This is a genomic window from Povalibacter sp., from assembly GCF_036520495.1.
Lineage (GTDB): Bacteria > Pseudomonadota > Gammaproteobacteria > Steroidobacterales > Steroidobacteraceae > Steroidobacter.
Genome location: NZ_DATDJO010000004.1, coordinates 81,108 through 98,268, shown reverse-complemented (window position 1 = coordinate 98,268; position 17,161 = coordinate 81,108). Strand labels below are relative to the sequence as shown.

The window sequence follows — 17,161 nt, the reverse complement described above, 5'->3', positions numbered from 1 at the left end:
ATTTCCATGTCCCAGTCTCAGATCTCCCGCGACAGCGATGCGGTCGCGGCAGAAGAATCCGATCTGATCGCGTTCGATCAGTCGAAATTTTCTTCCACGGCGAGCCGCGTAGCGACGGAGTCGAGTCCGGCGCCCACGCAGCCCGCCTTCGAAACGCTTGCGCCTGCCCCAACGGTGGCGGGCGGCATCTCGACACAGGCTGTCGGGGGTGTATTCACGCCTGGCGCCGGGCTCCTGAGCGTCACTGGCGACTCGCTCGACAACGCCATCACGTTCAGTCGCGATGCGGCGGGCAAGATCCTCGTGAACGGCGGAGCCGTGTCGACGCAGGGCGGCACGCCGACGGTTGCGAATACCAGCCTGATCCAGGCGTTCGGACTCGGCGGCAACGACACGATCACCTTGAACGAAGCGAATGGCGCATTGCCGCGCGCCAATCTGTTCGGCGGCGCCGGCAACGACGTCCTCACCGGCGGTTCGGGCGCCGATCAACTCTTCGGCCAGGCCGACAACGACACGCTGCTCGGCAAGGGCGGCAATGACCTGCTGTTCGGCGGCGCGGGTAACGACACTCTCGTCGGCGGCGATGGCGACGATCAGATGTTCGGCGAAGCCGGCGACGATCGCATGATCTGGAATCCCGGCGATGACACCGACCTGGCCGAGGGCGGCGCCGGGATCGACACCGTCGAAGTCAACGGCGGCAATGGTGCGGAGGTGTTCACCGCCACCGCCAACGGCACGCGCGTTCGCTTCGACCGCGTCAGCCCCGCGCCTTTCTCCATCGACATCGGTACGTCGGAAAAGCTGGTCGTCAACATGAACGGCGGCGACGATTCGTTTTCGGCCACGGGAAATCTCGCGGCATTGATCGGGGTCACCGTCGACGGCGGCGCCGGCAACGACACGATCCTCGGCAGCAACGGCCAGGATGCGCTGTCTGGCGGCACCGGCAATGACTTCATCGATGGTCAGCAGGGCAACGACACCGCGTTCCTCGGTGCCGGGGACGACGTCTTCCAGTGGGATCCGGGCGACGGCAGCGACATCGTCGAAGGCCAGGCCGGCACGGACACGATGCTGTTCAACGGCAGCGCCGGCAACGAGATCTTCGAAGCCTCGGCGAATGGCGGCCGGGCGCGCTTCACACGCAACCTCGGCAACATCGTCATGGATCTCAATGACGTCGAGACCATCGATCTTCGGGCGCTGGGCGGTACCGACACACTGACGGTGAATACCCTGAGCGGGACCGACGTGAAGCGGGTCAATGTCGATCTGGCCGGCACGATCGGCGGTACTGCCGGAGATGGGCAGGCTGACACCGTGATTGCCAACGGCAGGAACGCCAGTGAGGTGATCGATATCGTCGGCGCCGGCAACTCCGTAGCGGTCGTTGGCCTCGCGGCACAGGTCAATATCACCAACAGCGAAGGTGCGAATGACTCACTGACCGTCAATGCGCTGGGCGGCAATGACACGATCACCGCAACCACGCTGGCGGCCGGCGTTGCACGCCTGACGATCGACGGCGGCGCGGGCAATGACCGTATCTTCGGCAGTCAGGGCGCCGACGTGATTCTGGGCGGCAACGGCGACGACTTCGTCTTCGGCGACAACGGCAACGACACGGCCTTCCTCGGCGCGGGCGACGATGTGTTCCAGTGGGATCCGGGCGATGGCAACGACACGATCGAGGGCCAGGACGGATCCGACGAGATGCTGTTCAACGGCTCGAACGCCAACGAGAACATCGACATCGTTGCCAACGGCGGCCGCGTGCTGTTCAACCGCGACGTCGCCAACGTCGTCATGGATCTGAACGGTGTCGAGAAGATCACGTTCAAGGCGCTGGGCGGCGCCGACAACATTGCCGTGGGCGACATGACGGGCACGGACATGGAGTCCATTGTGATCGATCTGGCAGGTACGCCCGGCGGCAATACCGGCGACGGACACATCGATGCCATCACGCGCAGCGACGGCAACGATGCCGGTTCCCTGTCGGTTCTGAGCGTCGGCGATTCGATTGCGGTCGTGGACGGACCCGATGTGCTGTGGATCGACCACGCCGAGAGTACTGACCGCCTCACGCTCAATGGCCTGGGCGGCGACGATGTGCTCGATGCCCGCGAAATGCGCGCCGGTCACCTGCAGCTGACGCTCAACGGCGGCCTGGGCATCGACACGCTATACGGCAGCGCCGGAGACGACCTGTTCAACGGCGGCGACGGCAACGACGTCGCCTTCATGGGCGCGGGCGACGATACCTTCGTCTGGAATCCGGGCGACGACAACGACGTGATCGAAGGCCAGGCCGGCTTCGACACGATGCGGTTCAACGGCGCCAATATCGCAGAGAACATCGACATCTCGGCCAACGGCGGTCGCGTGACCTTCTTCCGCAATATCGCCAACGTGACGATGGATGCGAACGACGTCGAACGCATTACCTTCAACGCACTCGGCGGCGCCGACAACATCGTGATCAACGATATGACCGGCACCGACCTGACGCAGGTCGATCTCGATCTCGGCGCTGCCGGCGGCGGCGATGGACAGGTCGATACCGTCACCATCAATGCGACCAACGGCGACGATGTGATCGTGCTGACCCTGCAGGACGGCGATCTCATGATCGACGGCCTCGCTTCACGCGTGGTCATCAGCGACTTCGACGTGACGGACAACCTCGTGATCAACGGACTCGGCGGCGATGACGTGATCGAGGCATCGACACTGACCGCGCTCGGCATGCGACTGACGCTGAGTGGCGGCGATGGCGACGACATCCTGCTGGGCGGCGCGGGTAACGACACCCTTCTGGGTGGCGCTGGCGATGATGTGCTGTTGGGCGGCGACGGTGTCGACATCCTCGACGGCGGTCCCGGCGACAACATCATCATTCAGAACTTGCTGGCGACTGCCGCTCCGGCAGAGTTCCTCGCCTGATGGATCTGCGGCACGGCTCTCCCTCGATGTCGGGGGAGAGCCTCCAACGGCTACGAGAGAGGCAGCTCGGCTTCAGCGATTTGATCTCTCACTGACTTGAACTGTTCTTTAGAACTTCATCGCCTTCGGCCGGGCGGCCAGGCGATCGAGCCAGGCTTCGAGTTTCGGCCGCTCGGTCCGAGTACCCCAGAGGCGCGCCCAGAGAAACATCGAGCCATTCATGATGTCGGCCATCGTGAACTGCTCGCCGAAGAGATACGGCCCCTGCCCCAGCTCACGTTCGATCACATCCTTGACCGTTTCAAAATTGGTCCAGCCGCGTGACGGTACTGTGTCGATCTTCAGCAATGCATCGCCCATGGCCGGCTCGAGCTGCGACGTCGAATACACCATCAGGGACAGATAGCGGCCACGGCCGGATGATCCGATAGCCGGTGCCAGCTTCGCTTGCGGAAATTTGTCGCCAAGGTACAGGCCGATCGCGGCGCCTTCGAAAACTTTCGTCGTGCCATCGACCAGCGCCGGCAGTTTTCCGGCGGGGTTGATCGCCAGGAAGTCCGGCGATTTGTTCTGCTTCTTCTCGAAGTCGATCGTGACGAGTTCGTAGTCGGCGCCGCACTCATCGAGCATCCACCTGGCGATGACTGCCCGGCTCTGCGGATTGAAATAGAGCTTCACGGGTGACTCCTATCAGGAGTTACAGGAAGGAGAATGCCCGTCACCGGACAGGAAAGAACACGGTGAATTCGTCAGACCGCGCTCGCTCTTTCAGCAGAGCGGGCAGAGAGGTTCGGCCCGAGTCAGCTCCGAGCACCGCGCGGCGCCGAGATCCAGGCGATCCGCCACCGTCGCCAGCATCTGCCTATCGACCAGAGTCCAACCTGCCAGTCCGACCACCATTATCAGGGCCGCTACCTTACGCATATGCGCTCCTGCTTCAACGCCGTCCTAACCGCGGCCGATATCGCATACCAAAGGACGAGTTGCAACTACCTGACACATAACGGACACATTCGGACACTTTCAATTTCGCTGCGTCGCTGCGAACCGCGACCGACACTCCCGCGGGGTCATGCTCTTGTGGCGTGCAAACGGCTCCCGAAACGATGACATGTCCTGGTAGCCACACCGCTCACCGATGGTTTCGAGCGTGAATTTCGTGTCCTCGCGCAGCCTGCGTGCCAGGGCGATGCGCCGCAACTGCAGGTACTGCAGCGGTTGGTTCCAGTGCTGGCCCGGAGTCTGCGCGCCTACGTCCGACTGGTGACCGCCAACTGTCCGCTCAGTGCCGCAACGGACACATCGACCCCGTCCCGCGCATCCAGCAGCCACGTTGCGCGTGCAACGGACGTGCGTCTGCCTCTACCGGCGGCGCCTGCCCCGGAAATGGCGACTGCGATCCACGGCGTCTCTCCACGAGCATCAACCGGGGCCGGCGGCAGCCGAGGTGGATGTCCGCTGTGCCGGCCGCCGCGGTCCAACGATCGCCGTCCTGCGCGATGACGCCGTCGTGACGTCGCATAGCAGCCACGTCCAATAGCAACTCCTGCGACACCCTACTTGGCCGCGGTGCAGACCCACCGGTCGACCTCAACTCAATCGTCTGGCACATGAGGCGGCGATTGCGCCCATTCGGGATGCCTGCTCAACAGCGCGCGCAGCACTCCATTCGTCCAGCCGAATCCATCCTGCAAGGGGTACTCGCCGCCGCCCGCTGCCGCAGTCCCCGCAACGACATCGTACTTTTCGACCAGCTTGCCAGTTGCCCGATAGACCGCGAGATTCTGTTTCACCCAGCGATGCGCAATGTCGTCGGCGAGCGCCTTGTGTCCGTAACGTCGCAGTCCTTCGATCGTCATCCATTGCAACGGCGCCCAGCCGTTCGGCGCATCCCACTGCTGCCCGGTCACCTGTGAGGTCGTGAGGACGCCGTGCGCGCCCAGCAGAGTGTCACGAATGGCCGTCGCGACCCGCTCCGCCTGATCGGCTGTCGCAATACCAAAGAACAACGGTGTCGCCGTTGCAGCCGTCACCTGCTCGATGCTGTGACGGTCGGCCCATGAATAGTCGGTAAAGGCGCCAGCTTTTTCATTCCACAGGTAACGATGCATCGCGGACCTGCGGGACTCGGCACGTCCGCGAAAGTGCGCCGCTTTATCCGCCTCATCGTCGTAGGCGCGAGCAAGAGTCATTTCCAGTTGCCAGAGCAGGCTGTTGAGATCAACGGCGACGAGATCGACGGTGCGTATGCTCGCGAGCGTGCTGCCGTCCTTGAACCAGCGGGAACTGAAGTCCCAGCCGCTTTCGGCAGCGGCCCGCAGGTTGCGATACATCTCTTCTTCGGGCCGTGCGGATGAGCGCGCCGCTTCCACATCTTCCCGGTACGATTCTTCGCGGGGTGTCGCCCGATCGTCCCAGTAGCGGTTCAGGATCGACCCGTCCTGCATGCGCACGGCGCGGCGATGCGCCGGACTGGCCGGTGTCAGGCGTTCCGATCCCTCCATCCAGAAGTCGTACTCCGACTGCAGCGCCGCGCGGTAGTGCGCACGCGCGCCATCACCCTCATGGGCGACGAGCAATTCCACCATGGCGGCGAAGAACGGCGGTTGCGAACGACTCACGTAGTAACTGCGATTGCCGTTCGGAATATGGCCGTAACGCTCGATCAGCACGGCGAAGTTGTCGCACATCGCCCGCACCAGATCGTGCCGGCCGCTGGCCTGCAGCCCGAGCATCGTGAAATATGAATCCCAGTAATACATCTCGTTGAAGCGGCCGCCCGGCACGACATAGCGATACGGCAGCGGCAAACGACTGGAATATTCGATCTCGAGCGCCGGGTCGCGGGTCAGTACCGTCCACAGGTTGTCGATGTGCGAGCGGACGTCCTCGCCGGGAACGCTCTTGTACTCAGACGCCGCAACGACCGGCACCTGGAATTCGCGCTCGACGAATGCGCGCAGATCGAATCCCGGCTGCTGCTTCTCGCGCTGATAGGCAGCCACGATCTGCTGCGGGTCGCGTTTCGCCACCGTATCGACGAATGTCTTGCTGTCCGGAAATACCCGCCCCAGCTGCACATCGCGAAACAGCTCACCGTAGATCTGCGCCGGTGTTGCGGGCGCGCGCGGCGGCGGCGTAGAAACGCACGCTAGGACGAGGAACTGCATCAACAGCAGCGCCGCGACGCCAGTCCGCGCCCGGTATCGCTGCCAACCGAGCAACTTTGCCGGAATCATCAGGTCGCCTCAGCGGATCTGCAGGACCCACGAAAACGGATCGCCCGGGTTGCCTCGGGCGATCCGTGTGTCGCGATCAACGGCCGCATCAGAACTTGAATGTCGCCGAGCCCATGAACGAACGACCGAATAACGGCCGGGCCATGTACACCGCGCCTATGCCGCCTGCCCCCAGGTCCGTGCGCGGATTGCCCTCGGTGAGTCCGACTTCATCGGTGAGATTGTCGCCCGCCACCTGCACGCTGAAGTGCTCGGTGATATCGAACATCACTCCGGCGTCGATCTTCGAATACGCCGGCAGCTCGATCGTGTTCTCGTCGTTCGCAAACCGCCTGCCCACGTAGGTGTAGGTCAGATAAACGCGGCCGCGGTCATCCATGAAATACCAGGTCGGCGTCAGACGTCCCATGATCTCCGGAATGCGCCGGATCGTGTTGCCCGTGTTGTCGAGCACCGACCCGCTGAAGTCCTCGTACTTCGGATCCTGCCAGGTGACATTGAAGCGGATGTTCAGCACCTCGATGGGCAACCATTCCCCTTCGAGCTCGATACCGCGCGTGCGCGTCTTGGCGCGGCGCACGACTGTCGACCCATTCGCGAGAATGTCCTGGAACGGCACATTGTCGAACTCGGTCTGAAACAGCGTGGCGAACAAGGCCAGCGAATCGAGCGACACCTTGTAGCCCAGTTCGATGTTGCTCACGTTGTCTTCCTCCAGCACGCCGTTGCGCACGTCGTCGAAGTGCGGCAATTTGGCGGAATCGGTGTAGTGGCCGAAGATTGCCTGCTTTTCCGCGAATTCATAGTTGAAGCCGACCGAGAATCCCGTGGTGTCGAAGTCATGGCTGCTGTCCGTCCGGCCCGTTCCCGCCTGCGAAGCAGTATTGTCGTAACGCGTCGCGGGATTGCCGTCGAGATCCACCGCCGTGGCATTGCTGATCGACGCGTCGATGCTCTCGGTGTCGTAGCGCACGCCGAGATCGATACGCAGCGCATCCGTCACCTGCCATTCGTCCGACAGGTACAGCGACCATTCCGTGGCGTCATAGCCGGCGATCAGGTTGAAGGTCGAATACTGGGTGAAGCCATTCGGATCGGTCACACCGGCCAACAGCAGGCGCCGCGGCGCACTGCGAACGTCCATGAGCATCAGATTGCCCAGACTCCAGCGATCGTCCATGGAGTAATCGGCGTAATACCCGCCGAGCGTAAGATTGTTGGCACCGAGTTCGAACGTGAAGCGGATGTCGTCCTGCAGGGCCTGATAGTCCTTGTTGAGTACCCAGTGACCATGGTTCTGCACGAACTGGGCTGCATCGTAGGCGCCGCCGCCATCTGCATACGTGAAGACCGGGGCCACGCCTGCCGTCGTCGCGAACTGCGTGCCCGTCACCGGAGCGTCGCCCGGGAAAATGCCGTCGAACCGCACGCTGCCGTCCGTGTAGCGCGCGAGGTTGGTGAAGCTCACCGTATCGTTGATCTGCCACTTGAAGCGGAATCCACCCGTGGCGAGATCGGGATGGATACCGTCCTCCAGGCTCGACCCCTGCAGCCCGACTTCCGCCGCTGACGCGGGCAGACCGGCGCGAGCCAGGTCCGTGCTGTGCAACGAATACGTCCCTGCATCCTGGCCATTGATGGCGTCCGGATCGGACGGACTGCCCTGCAGGGGGATGGGAACCGCGAACAGCGATTTATCGTTGATGTACTTCGCGAAGAACTCCAGTTCGCCGGTTTCGAACCGACGCAGCAGCTTCGCGCGCACCTGTCCGCCTTCATCGGCGGTGTAGCCGGGATCGCGGATACCGTCCGAGGATCGGTAGTAGCCACCCAGTGCGATGCCCCAGTCATCGCCGAGTGGCGCGGACCACGCGACATCGCCGCGATACATGCCATAGTCGCTGATACCGGCTTTGACGACACCCTCCGACACTTCACCGGGTGAACGCGTGACGAAGTTGACTGTGCCGCCGATCGCACCCGGCGTGAATATCGGCGCGGTGCCACCGCGCAGCGCTTCGACGTGATCGATCGTTTCATCGACGCGCACGAACTGATCCGGGTTGTAGAACGACAGTTCGAACACCGGATAGATCGGAATACCGTCCTCCATCAGGCCGACATAGCGATAGCCGCCATCCTGGATGATGCCGCGCGCAAACACGTTTCCCTGGGTCGTTCCCGCGGTGGACTCGACCCAGAACCCCGGCACGGAAGAAATCAGGTCGGCAGAACTCGCCGGCGCCTGCTGCGCAATGGCATCCGCGTCGAAAGTGGAGATCGCGACGCTCGAATCGAACTTGGTCCGCTCCGATACGGCCGTGCCGGTCACGATGATCTCTTCGACGCCGAACAGCGACTCCGATTGAGTGGACGATGGCGATGCTGCCGGTGTTGCCTGAGGTGCAGCCGTGGCAACAGCAGCGCACAGCGAGGCGGCAATGGCACTCGCGAGCCGGACATTCCGTGACAGCATAGAGTCCCCCTGAATTGCACATCCGCAAGCAGTCGGACGACGTCGTTGACGCGCGGACGCTGCGGCAACTGGATGGTGACGGTACTCTGTGCCGCGATCGGCAACTGCATGCAATCCCGGCTTCTACATAGGTTCGTTCAGAATTACCGCAAGGAACCCGAGCACCATGAGCAACACCGGACGCATTCGTGTCGGCATCGGCGGCTGGAGTTATGAGCCCTGGCGCGAGACTTTTTACCCGCCAGAAATCGGCAAGAAGAGCGAACTCGAATACGCCAGCCGCAAAGTCACCGCGATCGAGATCAACAGCACCTTCTATCGACTGCAAACGCCCGCGGTGTTCGCGAAATGGCGCGACACGACGCCTGACGATTTTATTTTTTCGGTCAAGGCACCGAGGTTCGTTGCACAGCGCAGGGTATTGGCAGACGCCGGTCCGCATATCAACCGCTTCCTCGCTAGCGGTGTCACCGAACTGGGCAGCAAGCTCGGTCCGATTCTCTGGCAGCTCGAACCGAAGCACACGTTCGCTGCAGACGATCTGCAAGCATTTCTCGAACTGTTGCCCTCGACCGTCGATGCACGCCCTCTGCGTCATGCACTGGAAGTTCGCCATGCAAGCTTTGCCGATCCGGCTTTTCTGCAACTCGCCCGAACCCACAACGTGACGGTCGTACTGGAAGACGATGAGCAGTACCCGGGCTTCGCGGATGCGACCGGCGATTTCATCTACGCACGCCTGCGCCGCAGCGTGTCGAACGAGGCAACCGGCTATCCCACGGAAGAGATCGATCGCTGGTCACAGCGTGCGCTCACGTGGTCTCGCGGCGAGGAGCCCGACGATCTGCCGCGCGTCGAACCACTGCAGCACAGGACGAAACCTGCGCCACGCGACGTGTTCATCTACTTCATCAATGGCGCCAAGGAACGGGCACCGGCGGCGGCGATGACGCTGATCGGCAAACTTGCATAGCTCAAAGCGATGGTGGCCGGTGCCGCTGCAGCCTCGACTTGAGGAAAGTCTGATTGATTCCAGATTCGTCATTCCCGCGCTGCCGGGAATGACGGATTAATCAGAGGTTCCTCGAGTCGAGCCTGGGCTGGTCAGAGCTTGCCCAGCGTAATGCTCACCGGGCAGTGATCGCTGCCCATGACGTCGGCATGGATCTCGGCCGCCTTCACGGATTTCTTCAGCGCCGCGGACACCAGCACGTAGTCGATTCTCCACCCCACATTACGCGCGCGCGCACCCGAGAACACGCTCCACCAGCTGTAGTGACCGTTGCCCTGCGTGAAGATGCGAAACGTATCGACGAAACCCGCATCGATGAAATTCTGGAACCCTTCGCGCTCTTCGACTGTGAAACCCTTCTTGCCGCGGTTGGGTTTGGGATTCGCAAGATCCAGTTCCGTATGCGCAACATTGAGATCGCCGCAGAAGATCACGGGCTTCTTTTTCTCCAGCTGCTGGCAGTAGGCGAGGAACGCCGGATCCCAATGCTTGTGACGCAACGGCAGACGGCTGAGGTCGTCCTTCGCGTTCGGCGTGTAAACGGTTACGACGAAGAACTTCTCGAACTCGGCGGTGATGACGCGCCCCTCCTCCGCACTGTCGCGCTGCAATTCATCCGCAAACTTGAATCGCCTGGCGAATTCCTTCGGAAAACCATTGATGACCGCGAGCGGCTCGGTTTTGGCGAAGATCGCCGTGCCCGAGTAGCCCTTCTTGACGGCGGAATTCCAGTACTCGTGATAGCCGGGCAGATCGATCTCGATCTGGCCTCGCTCCGCCTTGGTTTCCTGCAGGCACAGAATGTCGGGCTGATGATCCTTCAGGAAACTCTGAAAGGTGCCTTTCTTGAGGACGGCGCGAATGCCGTTGACGTTCCAGGAGTAGAGCTTCATTGCGACCTTGCCGGTGAGAACTGCCGACAGTATAGGTGCAATGCATCAGGCGGGGCCGATTCTGCTGTCGACCACCGCTCACCTCCGGCCCGCGCAGACATGATCGCCCATGAGTATTGCGCCAACTCGGCGCGGCGAAGGTATACAAATTCCTGCCGTTGCAACAAGGACGATTCGGCGTCGCCGGCTCACGACATTTCGCAACCTGCGAGCCATAGCGCGCAGGCCGTGTCGCATCCATCGCGCAAATTTCTTCCGCTTCCTGAATGAGCAACCTTTGCGCCGCCGCGCCATGGCGGCGGTTGTACGTTCGACACCACGCCAGTCGTCCTCATGGCGCATGCGAATCGCCTGTTCGCCTGACGCGCAGGAACATGAGTTCATTCGTGCTCCTGCAGGCCGATCAACAAATGCAGGAGAGAGCACATGTCGAACAGCAACTTCATGTGGCGCGCCGGCATCTGGACGATGCTGGTCTGGGCAGCCACAGCAGCCGCCCCACCGGCGTTTGCGCAAACCGAGAACATTCAGGAAGTCGTCGTCACGGGGTCACGCATTGCGGCGCCGAATCTCACCAGCACCAGTCCCGTGCAGGTCGTGAGTTCGAAGGAAATCCAGCAGTCGGGACGCACGGACGTCGTCGAGATTCTGAATTCGCTGCCGCAGGTGATCCAGAACTCGCAGGTGGATTTCTCCAACACGTCCAATTCATTGAGTACGCCGGGCGGCATCACCACGGTGAATCTGCGAGGCATCGGCCCGCAGCGCACGCTCGTTCTGGTGGATGGCAGGCGCCTCGGCAGTGCGGATGCCAACACCGGCAATCCGAATCCGTCGGCCAATCTCGACCAGATCCCGATGACGCTCGTGGAGCGGGTCGACGTCGTGACTGGCGGCGCCTCGGCGGTCTACGGCTCGGACGCCATCGCCGGCGTCGTCAACTTCATCATGAAGAAGAACTTCGAAGGCTTCGCCATCGATGCGCAGTACGGCGTATACCAGCGCGACAACGACAATAGCTTCATACGAGGCCTGGCCGAGCCACGCGGGATCCCGCTGAAGGGCAGCACGACCGACGGCGATACGTTCACGGTATCGCTGACCGCCGGCGCCAACATCGCCGATGACCGCGGCAACGTGACCGGCTACCTGACCTTCCGTTCGGCCGAACCGATCACTGGCGCCGACATCGACTTCGCCGGTTGCCAGCTGTCGTTGAACAGCGATGGCACACCGCGCTGTGCTGGATCGGCCAACTCGAACCGCTTCACGCTGGCGGGGACTCAGTACGCGGTGGTTGGCGATCAGTTCATTCCCTGGAGCGTCAACAACACTACGACGCCACCTCCAGAGTTCAATTCCAATCCCTATGTGAACATGTACCGCGACAACGAGCGCTACATGGGTGGCTTCATGGCGCACATACGCCTGAACGATTACTTCGAGCCGTATGCCGAGTTCGGCTTCATGAACGATCGCACGCGGGTCGATATCGCACCGTCGGGCCTGTTCGAGAATTCGAATCCGTACAACGGGTCGGGTTTTTACTCAGTCAATTGCAGCAACCCGCTGCTGAGCGCCCAGCAGCGTTCGATCCTGTGCACCCCGGCGCAGATCGCTGCCGACCTCGCCAGTCCGGGCTCGTCCAGCGTCGATATCAACATCGGACGCCGCAACGTCGAAGGCGGTCCGCGCATCGCGGAATTCGAGCACGACAACTACCGGGCAGTGATTGGCGCCCGGGGCAATCTGGGTGATGCGTGGAACTACGACGCCTATGGCCAGTACTACTACACCTCGCTCTTCAACTCGAACACCAACTATCTCAACTTCGCTGCGATAGCGGACGCGCTGCAGGTCACCGGCACCGCCGACAACCCGACCTGCATCAGCGGGAGTGCGACCTGTGTGCCGTTCAACATTTTCCGCGATGGCGGCGTGACGCCCGACCAGCTGGCCACCCTGTACACGGATGGCACGGCGTACGGCACCGTCACGCAGAAGATCGCGCATGCCGACGTGACGGGCGATCTGGGCGCCTACGGCCTGCAGTTGCCGACGGCCGAGACAGGAATCGGCATCAACGTCGGCGTCGAGTATCGGTCGGAGGACCTGAGTTTCAAACCGGATGCCGCCGAGCTGTCAGGCAACCTGGCGGGTTTCTCCGGCGCGTCCGTAGCCATCGACGATGGCTACGACGTGAAAGAGGTGTTCACGGAAATACGTGTGCCGCTGATCCAGGGACGCACGGGTATCTATGACCTCATGGTCGACGGCGGCTATCGCTATTCCGACTACTCCACCGCGGGCAGCACCGATACCTACAAGCTGGAACTGCAATACGCACCGGTCCGCGACCTGCGATTCCGGGGTTCGTATCAGCACGCGATCCGCGCGCCGAACATCATCGAACTCTTCAACCCGCAGAACTACGGGCAGCAGAGCTTCTTCGGCGTCGATCCCTGCGCTCGTCAGCCTGACGGTTCACCGGCTACGCGGTCGCTCGAGGATTGTCTGCGCACGGGCATCACGGCTGCTCAGTACGGCAATGGCGGCAGCACCAATACCATCCCGCAGTGCGTGTCCAACCAGTGCGGCCAGGTCACCGGCGGTAATCCGAACCTGGATCCGGAACAGGCAGATACCTACTCTGTGGGCGTGACCTGGGCACCTTCCGGTCTCAGCCTCATCGCAAGCCTCGACTATTACGACATCAAGCTCACCGACGCGGTGGGATCGATACCCGGAGCGTTCCTGTTCACTCAATGTATCGACACGGGCAATCCGGAATTCTGCAGCCAGATCGTGCGCACGTCGGCAGGCGCCCTGACCGGCGCCAGCGTGGCGACGGGGGGCTACATCCTGCAGACCGGCGTCAACATCGGCGAGGTGACACTGAAAGGCATCGATGCCCAGGCCTCGTACACGCTGTCGCTGGGCGACCGGTTTGGCGGACTGGCGTTCGCACTGAATGGTTCCTACATCATCGCGGCCGAAAACACTCCGTTGCCGGAGAACGACCAGAGCTACGACTGCGTGGGTCTGTTCGGCACGATCTGCCAGACGATCACGCCGGAGTGGCGTCACAACCTGCGCATCAGCTGGGAAACGCCCTGGGATCTCGATCTGTCGCTCAACTGGCGCTTCATCCAGGGCACCGATCTCGATACCAACCAGTCAGACCCCGATCTGGCCTCGGGCTTCGACGAGTTCAATTCCCACCTGCCATCGGTCAGCTACTTCGATCTGTCGGCGCTGTGGCGCCTCGGCACCGGCACGACCTTCCGCGCAGGCATCAACAACATCTTCGACAAGGATCCGCCGCTGATCTCGACCGAAGTCTCCGGTACGGGGGGTCCGAACACCTATCCGACGTACGACACCCTCGGCCGCCAGGCCTTCCTCGGCATCTCGCAGCAGTTCTGATCGTTGCCGCCTACCCTCCCTCGCGTTCGCGGGGGAGGGTTTCTATTTGCAAGGAACAGGAGTAACCACGCATAGAGCGCAAAGACCGGAAGGACGAAATTTCCATTCCTTCTGTGCGTTCTATGCGTTCTTTGCGGTTACTTCCCCTTCCTCATCTTCGAAAAAATCAGCGACGCGCCGAGTCCATTGATCAGCGCGGCGAGTACGAACGCGGCGCCCGGAAAATGCACGCCCGCATGCGTCGATGTGAAGTAGCCGAGCGTTTGCGTCATCAGCAACGGACCTACCACATTCGCGATGCTCGTCAGCGAGGCGATACCGCCTTGCAACTCGCCCTGCGCATCCGCAGGGGCCTGCCCTGACATCAGCGCATTCAGCGATGGATAGGTAATGGCTTGCAGCGCGCCCAGCACCGTGATGACGAACACCATCCACCCCGAGGGGATGAACGCATAAGCGAACGCCGAAGCGGCCGCGATCGAGAGTCCCAGCAGAGCCGCTCGCTCGCCGCCCATTGCCTGCGTAAGGCGACCGGTGAGCGTCGCCTGCACGATCGCCATCGACAGTCCCGTCGCCACCAGCGACAGCCCGATCATGCCCGGCGACCAATCGAACCGGGCCGTCATGAAGAACGCCCACGTGCTCGGGTACACATTGTTGCCCAGGAAGAAGGCGCACATCGCCAACGCGTAGACCAGCACGACCGGGTGATGCTTCAGCAGGGCTGCCACGCCAAGGGGATTGGCGCGTTTCCAGGAAAAGGCCCGGCGGCGTTCCGGCGGCAGCGATTCCGGCAGCACGAACCAACCGAACAGGAAATTCGCACCGGCCAGCGCGCCCGCCACGAAGAACGGCGCCCGCGGTCCCATCTCCCCCAGCAATCCGCCAATGCCGGGCCCCAGGATGAAGCCCAGGCCGAACGCCGAACTCACGACCCCGAACGCTTGCGCACGCTGCGCAGGCTCCGTCACGTCGGCGACGAAGGCATTGGCAGGCACGTACACCGCACCGGCAATGCCAGCAATCGCACGACCCACGAACAGCCAGAGGATCGAGGGCGCGAAGCCCATCAGCGCATAGTCGACGCCATAGGCAAACAACGAAATCAGGATCACCGGCCGGCGCCCGAAGCGGTCGCTGAGATTGCCCATGATCGGTCCGCAGAAGAACTGCAGTACCGCATACGTCACGAGCAGCCAGCCACCGATGCGCGTGGCCGCCGCAATGTCCGGTGCACCCATGCTCAGGAGCAGCTGCGGCAGCACGGGCATGACGATGCCGAAACCCATGGCATCGATCAGCCGCGTCACGAAAATGAACGCCAGTGGTTTGCGTCCGGCGAACGTCGTCATGCCTCGGACACCCCTTGCTTTGCGCCACTTCGAGCCCATGTCTCGAATCCGGAATGGCCATGCTTCGAGCGTCTATGAGCGACTCCATCCATGTCGTCTGCAGGAAATGCGACTCCGTCGTACGCGTGCCGGGCGAGCGCTCCGGCGAGTCGCCGCGCTGTCCCAAGTGTCACGAAGCCTTGTTTGGCGGTCATCCGCTGGAACTGCGTACCCAGAATTTCGACAAGCATCTGACTCGCAACGACCTGCCGGTGATCGTCGATTTCTGGGCGCCCTGGTGCGGACCCTGCCGGATGATGGCCCCGCATTATGAGCAGGCAACGCTGCGTCATGCGGCGCAGGCGCGATTCGCCAAAGTGAATTCCGATGAGGAACCCACGCTGTCGTCGCGTTTCGGCATTCGCAGCATCCCCACGCTGATCGCCTTTCGCGGCGGCAAGGAAATCGCGCGCCAGTCGGGCGCGATGGACCTGGGCAACCTGGAGCGCTGGATCAACACAGTCGTGTGATCGGCGGCTCACTGGGCGCCCCCTGGCGTCAGCGAATGCGTTGCGATGAAGTGCTGTGCACGTTCTTCGGCGTTACGACGCACATTCATGTGGAACAGACTGAGATCGTAAATGTGGTAGTTGTCGCGCCCCATCGGCCGTGACGGAAAATTCCCGGAGCGGATCTCGCTGACCCACAGCTGGCCGTCGCGGCACTGCGCATCGGCGATACCAGGCTCGATCTGCGGCTTGAATGCCCGCCCTTCCTGCAGCGCTTCCGCGGTCATACCGAACTGGCGACTGAACGTCACGCCGCCGAGATTCAGTGCGAAGTCCGCACGTTCGCCATCCGTGGACCAGGACAATGGATTCACGCAGATATCGTGACTCGTATCCTGAAACGACCGCACCTTCGGACCCACGGCATTCCAGGTGGCCAGGCAGCCTGTCTGCTGCGACGTCGAACAGATCGGGATATCGGGCACCGCCTGCATGTATTCGTTTGCGTTGATCGGAAATCCGATCGGATACGCGGCAACCAATCTTGCTACGAGCGGAGTGCCGGTGATGCGGCGTTCCAGCAGCCGGCGCAGGTGCGTCGCTCCCTGACTGTGGCCTGCAAGGATGAAGGGTCGACCCTGGTTGTAGTGCTGGATGAAATAGTCGAAGGCGTGCTCGACGTCTGCGTAAGCCAGCGCCAGCGCTGCGCGACCGTCCGTGCCTCGATCCGCGAACGAATAGACGGTCGCCTGCCGGTAGCGCGGCACGTAGAGCCGGCAGCATCCATTGAAGGCCGACGCCTGATTGCGCAGGGCGAAGACATCGGTGAATCGATCTGTCGTCGTATCGCCGGGCGGCTGATTCCAGTGCGCCGGGCTGTAGTACGTCGTCGGATGAACGAAGAATACGTCGACCGCCGCGGTCGACTGCCGGTCGACGACCGTCGCATCCGGCACGATGTCGGCATCGTCGGCACGATCCGGCAGTGCAGCCCAGTTGCTGGCCAGTGAATAGTCGGGCGCAGGGGGTAACGACTCCTGGGCGAACGACTGAGCCGGCTGCAATGCCTGGAAGCGTCGAATCATCACGAATACATCGCGATACTGGTACGCGCCGATCGCAGCCACGACCGCCAGGATTGCCAGGCCCCACAGGATCTTTTTCATTCTTGGTCCTACACAGCGACGGACACCGCAGTCCACTGCACGACAGACGTACCAGGACGCCGTTGATTGTACAAAACCGAGGTCCCGCGCTACGGCTTGGCATCGTCACATGCCAGACTGCATCATGCACGTCCATCGGCAGCGTTCTAAAGGGGAG

Annotated in this window: 11 protein-coding genes; 4 read left to right on the top strand and 7 right to left on the bottom strand. The window is 62.2% G+C overall.

Annotation, left to right across the window (positions count from 1 at the left end; translation table 11 throughout):
• The first annotated feature begins 6 nt into the window (after positions 1 to 6).
• Complete coding sequence (locus tag VIZ63_RS01305; RefSeq protein WP_331607667.1) at positions 7 to 2,952, top strand: hypothetical protein; 2,946 nt, start codon at positions 7 to 9, stop codon at positions 2,950 to 2,952.
• Between the two features lie 108 nt (positions 2,953 to 3,060).
• On the opposite strand, the gene VIZ63_RS01300 is transcribed toward VIZ63_RS01305, so the two are convergent.
• The 4 genes from VIZ63_RS01300 to VIZ63_RS01290 all read right to left on the bottom strand — a co-directional run bounded on the left by VIZ63_RS01300 (position 3,061) and on the right by VIZ63_RS01290 (position 8,667).
• Positions 3,061 to 3,630, bottom strand: coding sequence for a glutathione S-transferase family protein (locus VIZ63_RS01300; protein WP_331607666.1), 570 nt, complete (start codon positions 3,628 to 3,630; stop codon positions 3,061 to 3,063).
• 345 nt (positions 3,631 to 3,975) lie between these two features.
• Positions 3,976 to 4,284: a helix-turn-helix domain-containing protein gene (locus tag VIZ63_RS25555; RefSeq protein ID WP_414703734.1), complete on the bottom strand. Its 309-nt coding sequence runs from the start codon at positions 4,282 to 4,284 to the stop codon at positions 3,976 to 3,978.
• Positions 4,285 to 4,547: 263 nt separating this feature from the next.
• Positions 4,548 to 6,191, bottom strand: coding sequence for an alpha,alpha-trehalase TreF (gene treF / locus VIZ63_RS01295; protein ID WP_331607665.1), 1,644 nt, complete (start codon positions 6,189 to 6,191; stop codon positions 4,548 to 4,550).
• A gap of 88 nt (positions 6,192 to 6,279) precedes the next feature.
• The gene (locus VIZ63_RS01290; RefSeq protein WP_331607664.1) at positions 6,280 to 8,667 is read right to left on the bottom strand and encodes a TonB-dependent receptor; all 2,388 of its coding nucleotides are present in this window, start codon (positions 8,665 to 8,667) and stop codon (positions 6,280 to 6,282) included.
• Positions 8,668 to 8,833: 166 nt separating this feature from the next.
• Here VIZ63_RS01290 and VIZ63_RS01285 point away from each other — a divergent pair, with 166 nt between their 5' ends.
• Entirely contained in the window at positions 8,834 to 9,640 is an 807-nt protein-coding gene (locus VIZ63_RS01285; protein ID WP_331607663.1) for a DUF72 domain-containing protein, read from the top strand.
• 131 nt (positions 9,641 to 9,771) lie between these two features.
• Here VIZ63_RS01285 and VIZ63_RS01280 read toward each other — a convergent pair whose 3' ends face one another.
• A complete protein-coding gene (locus tag VIZ63_RS01280) occupies positions 9,772 to 10,572 on the bottom strand; it encodes an exodeoxyribonuclease III (RefSeq protein WP_331607662.1) in 801 nt (266 codons plus the stop codon).
• Positions 10,573 to 10,998: 426 nt separating this feature from the next.
• Here VIZ63_RS01280 and VIZ63_RS01275 point away from each other — a divergent pair, with 426 nt between their 5' ends.
• Positions 10,999 to 13,998 carry a TonB-dependent receptor domain-containing protein gene (locus VIZ63_RS01275; RefSeq protein WP_331607661.1) on the top strand — a complete coding sequence of 1,000 codons (3,000 nt, stop codon included), beginning with the start codon at positions 10,999 to 11,001 and terminating at the stop codon, positions 13,996 to 13,998.
• Positions 13,999 to 14,135: 137 nt separating this feature from the next.
• Here VIZ63_RS01275 and VIZ63_RS01270 read toward each other — a convergent pair whose 3' ends face one another.
• Positions 14,136 to 15,350 carry a TCR/Tet family MFS transporter gene (locus tag VIZ63_RS01270; protein ID WP_331607660.1) on the bottom strand — a complete coding sequence of 405 codons (1,215 nt, stop codon included), beginning with the start codon at positions 15,348 to 15,350 and terminating at the stop codon, positions 14,136 to 14,138.
• A gap of 74 nt (positions 15,351 to 15,424) precedes the next feature.
• Between VIZ63_RS01270 and trxC the strand changes: the two genes are divergently transcribed.
• A complete protein-coding gene (gene trxC, locus VIZ63_RS01265; protein ID WP_331607785.1) occupies positions 15,425 to 15,859 on the top strand; it encodes a thioredoxin TrxC in 435 nt (144 codons plus the stop codon).
• A gap of 8 nt (positions 15,860 to 15,867) precedes the next feature.
• Here the strand turns inward: trxC and VIZ63_RS01260 are convergent, their stop codons facing one another.
• The gene (locus tag VIZ63_RS01260; RefSeq protein WP_331607659.1) at positions 15,868 to 17,004 is read right to left on the bottom strand and encodes a DUF3089 domain-containing protein; all 1,137 of its coding nucleotides are present in this window, start codon (positions 17,002 to 17,004) and stop codon (positions 15,868 to 15,870) included.
• Positions 17,005 to 17,161 lie beyond the last annotated feature (157 nt).

Excerpts from the sequence above, each read along its gene's own strand:
- treF (WP_331607665.1), bottom strand. The coding sequence starts at position 6,191 with ATGATTCCGGCAAAGTTGCTCGGTTGGCAGCGATACCGGGCGCGGACT.
- VIZ63_RS01285 (WP_331607663.1), top strand. The coding sequence starts at position 8,834 with ATGAGCAACACCGGACGCATTCGTGTCGGCATCGGCGGCTGGAGTTAT.
- VIZ63_RS01280 (WP_331607662.1), bottom strand. The coding sequence starts at position 10,572 with ATGAAGCTCTACTCCTGGAACGTCAACGGCATTCGCGCCGTCCTCAAG.
- VIZ63_RS01290 (WP_331607664.1), bottom strand. The coding sequence starts at position 8,667 with ATGCTGTCACGGAATGTCCGGCTCGCGAGTGCCATTGCCGCCTCGCTG.
- VIZ63_RS01260 (WP_331607659.1), bottom strand. The coding sequence starts at position 17,004 with ATGAAAAAGATCCTGTGGGGCCTGGCAATCCTGGCGGTCGTGGCTGCG.
- trxC (WP_331607785.1), top strand. The coding sequence starts at position 15,425 with ATGAGCGACTCCATCCATGTCGTCTGCAGGAAATGCGACTCCGTCGTA.
- VIZ63_RS01305 (WP_331607667.1), top strand. The coding sequence starts at position 7 with ATGTCCCAGTCTCAGATCTCCCGCGACAGCGATGCGGTCGCGGCAGAA.
- VIZ63_RS01270 (WP_331607660.1), bottom strand. The coding sequence starts at position 15,350 with ATGACGACGTTCGCCGGACGCAAACCACTGGCGTTCATTTTCGTGACG.
- VIZ63_RS01275 (WP_331607661.1), top strand. The coding sequence starts at position 10,999 with ATGTCGAACAGCAACTTCATGTGGCGCGCCGGCATCTGGACGATGCTG.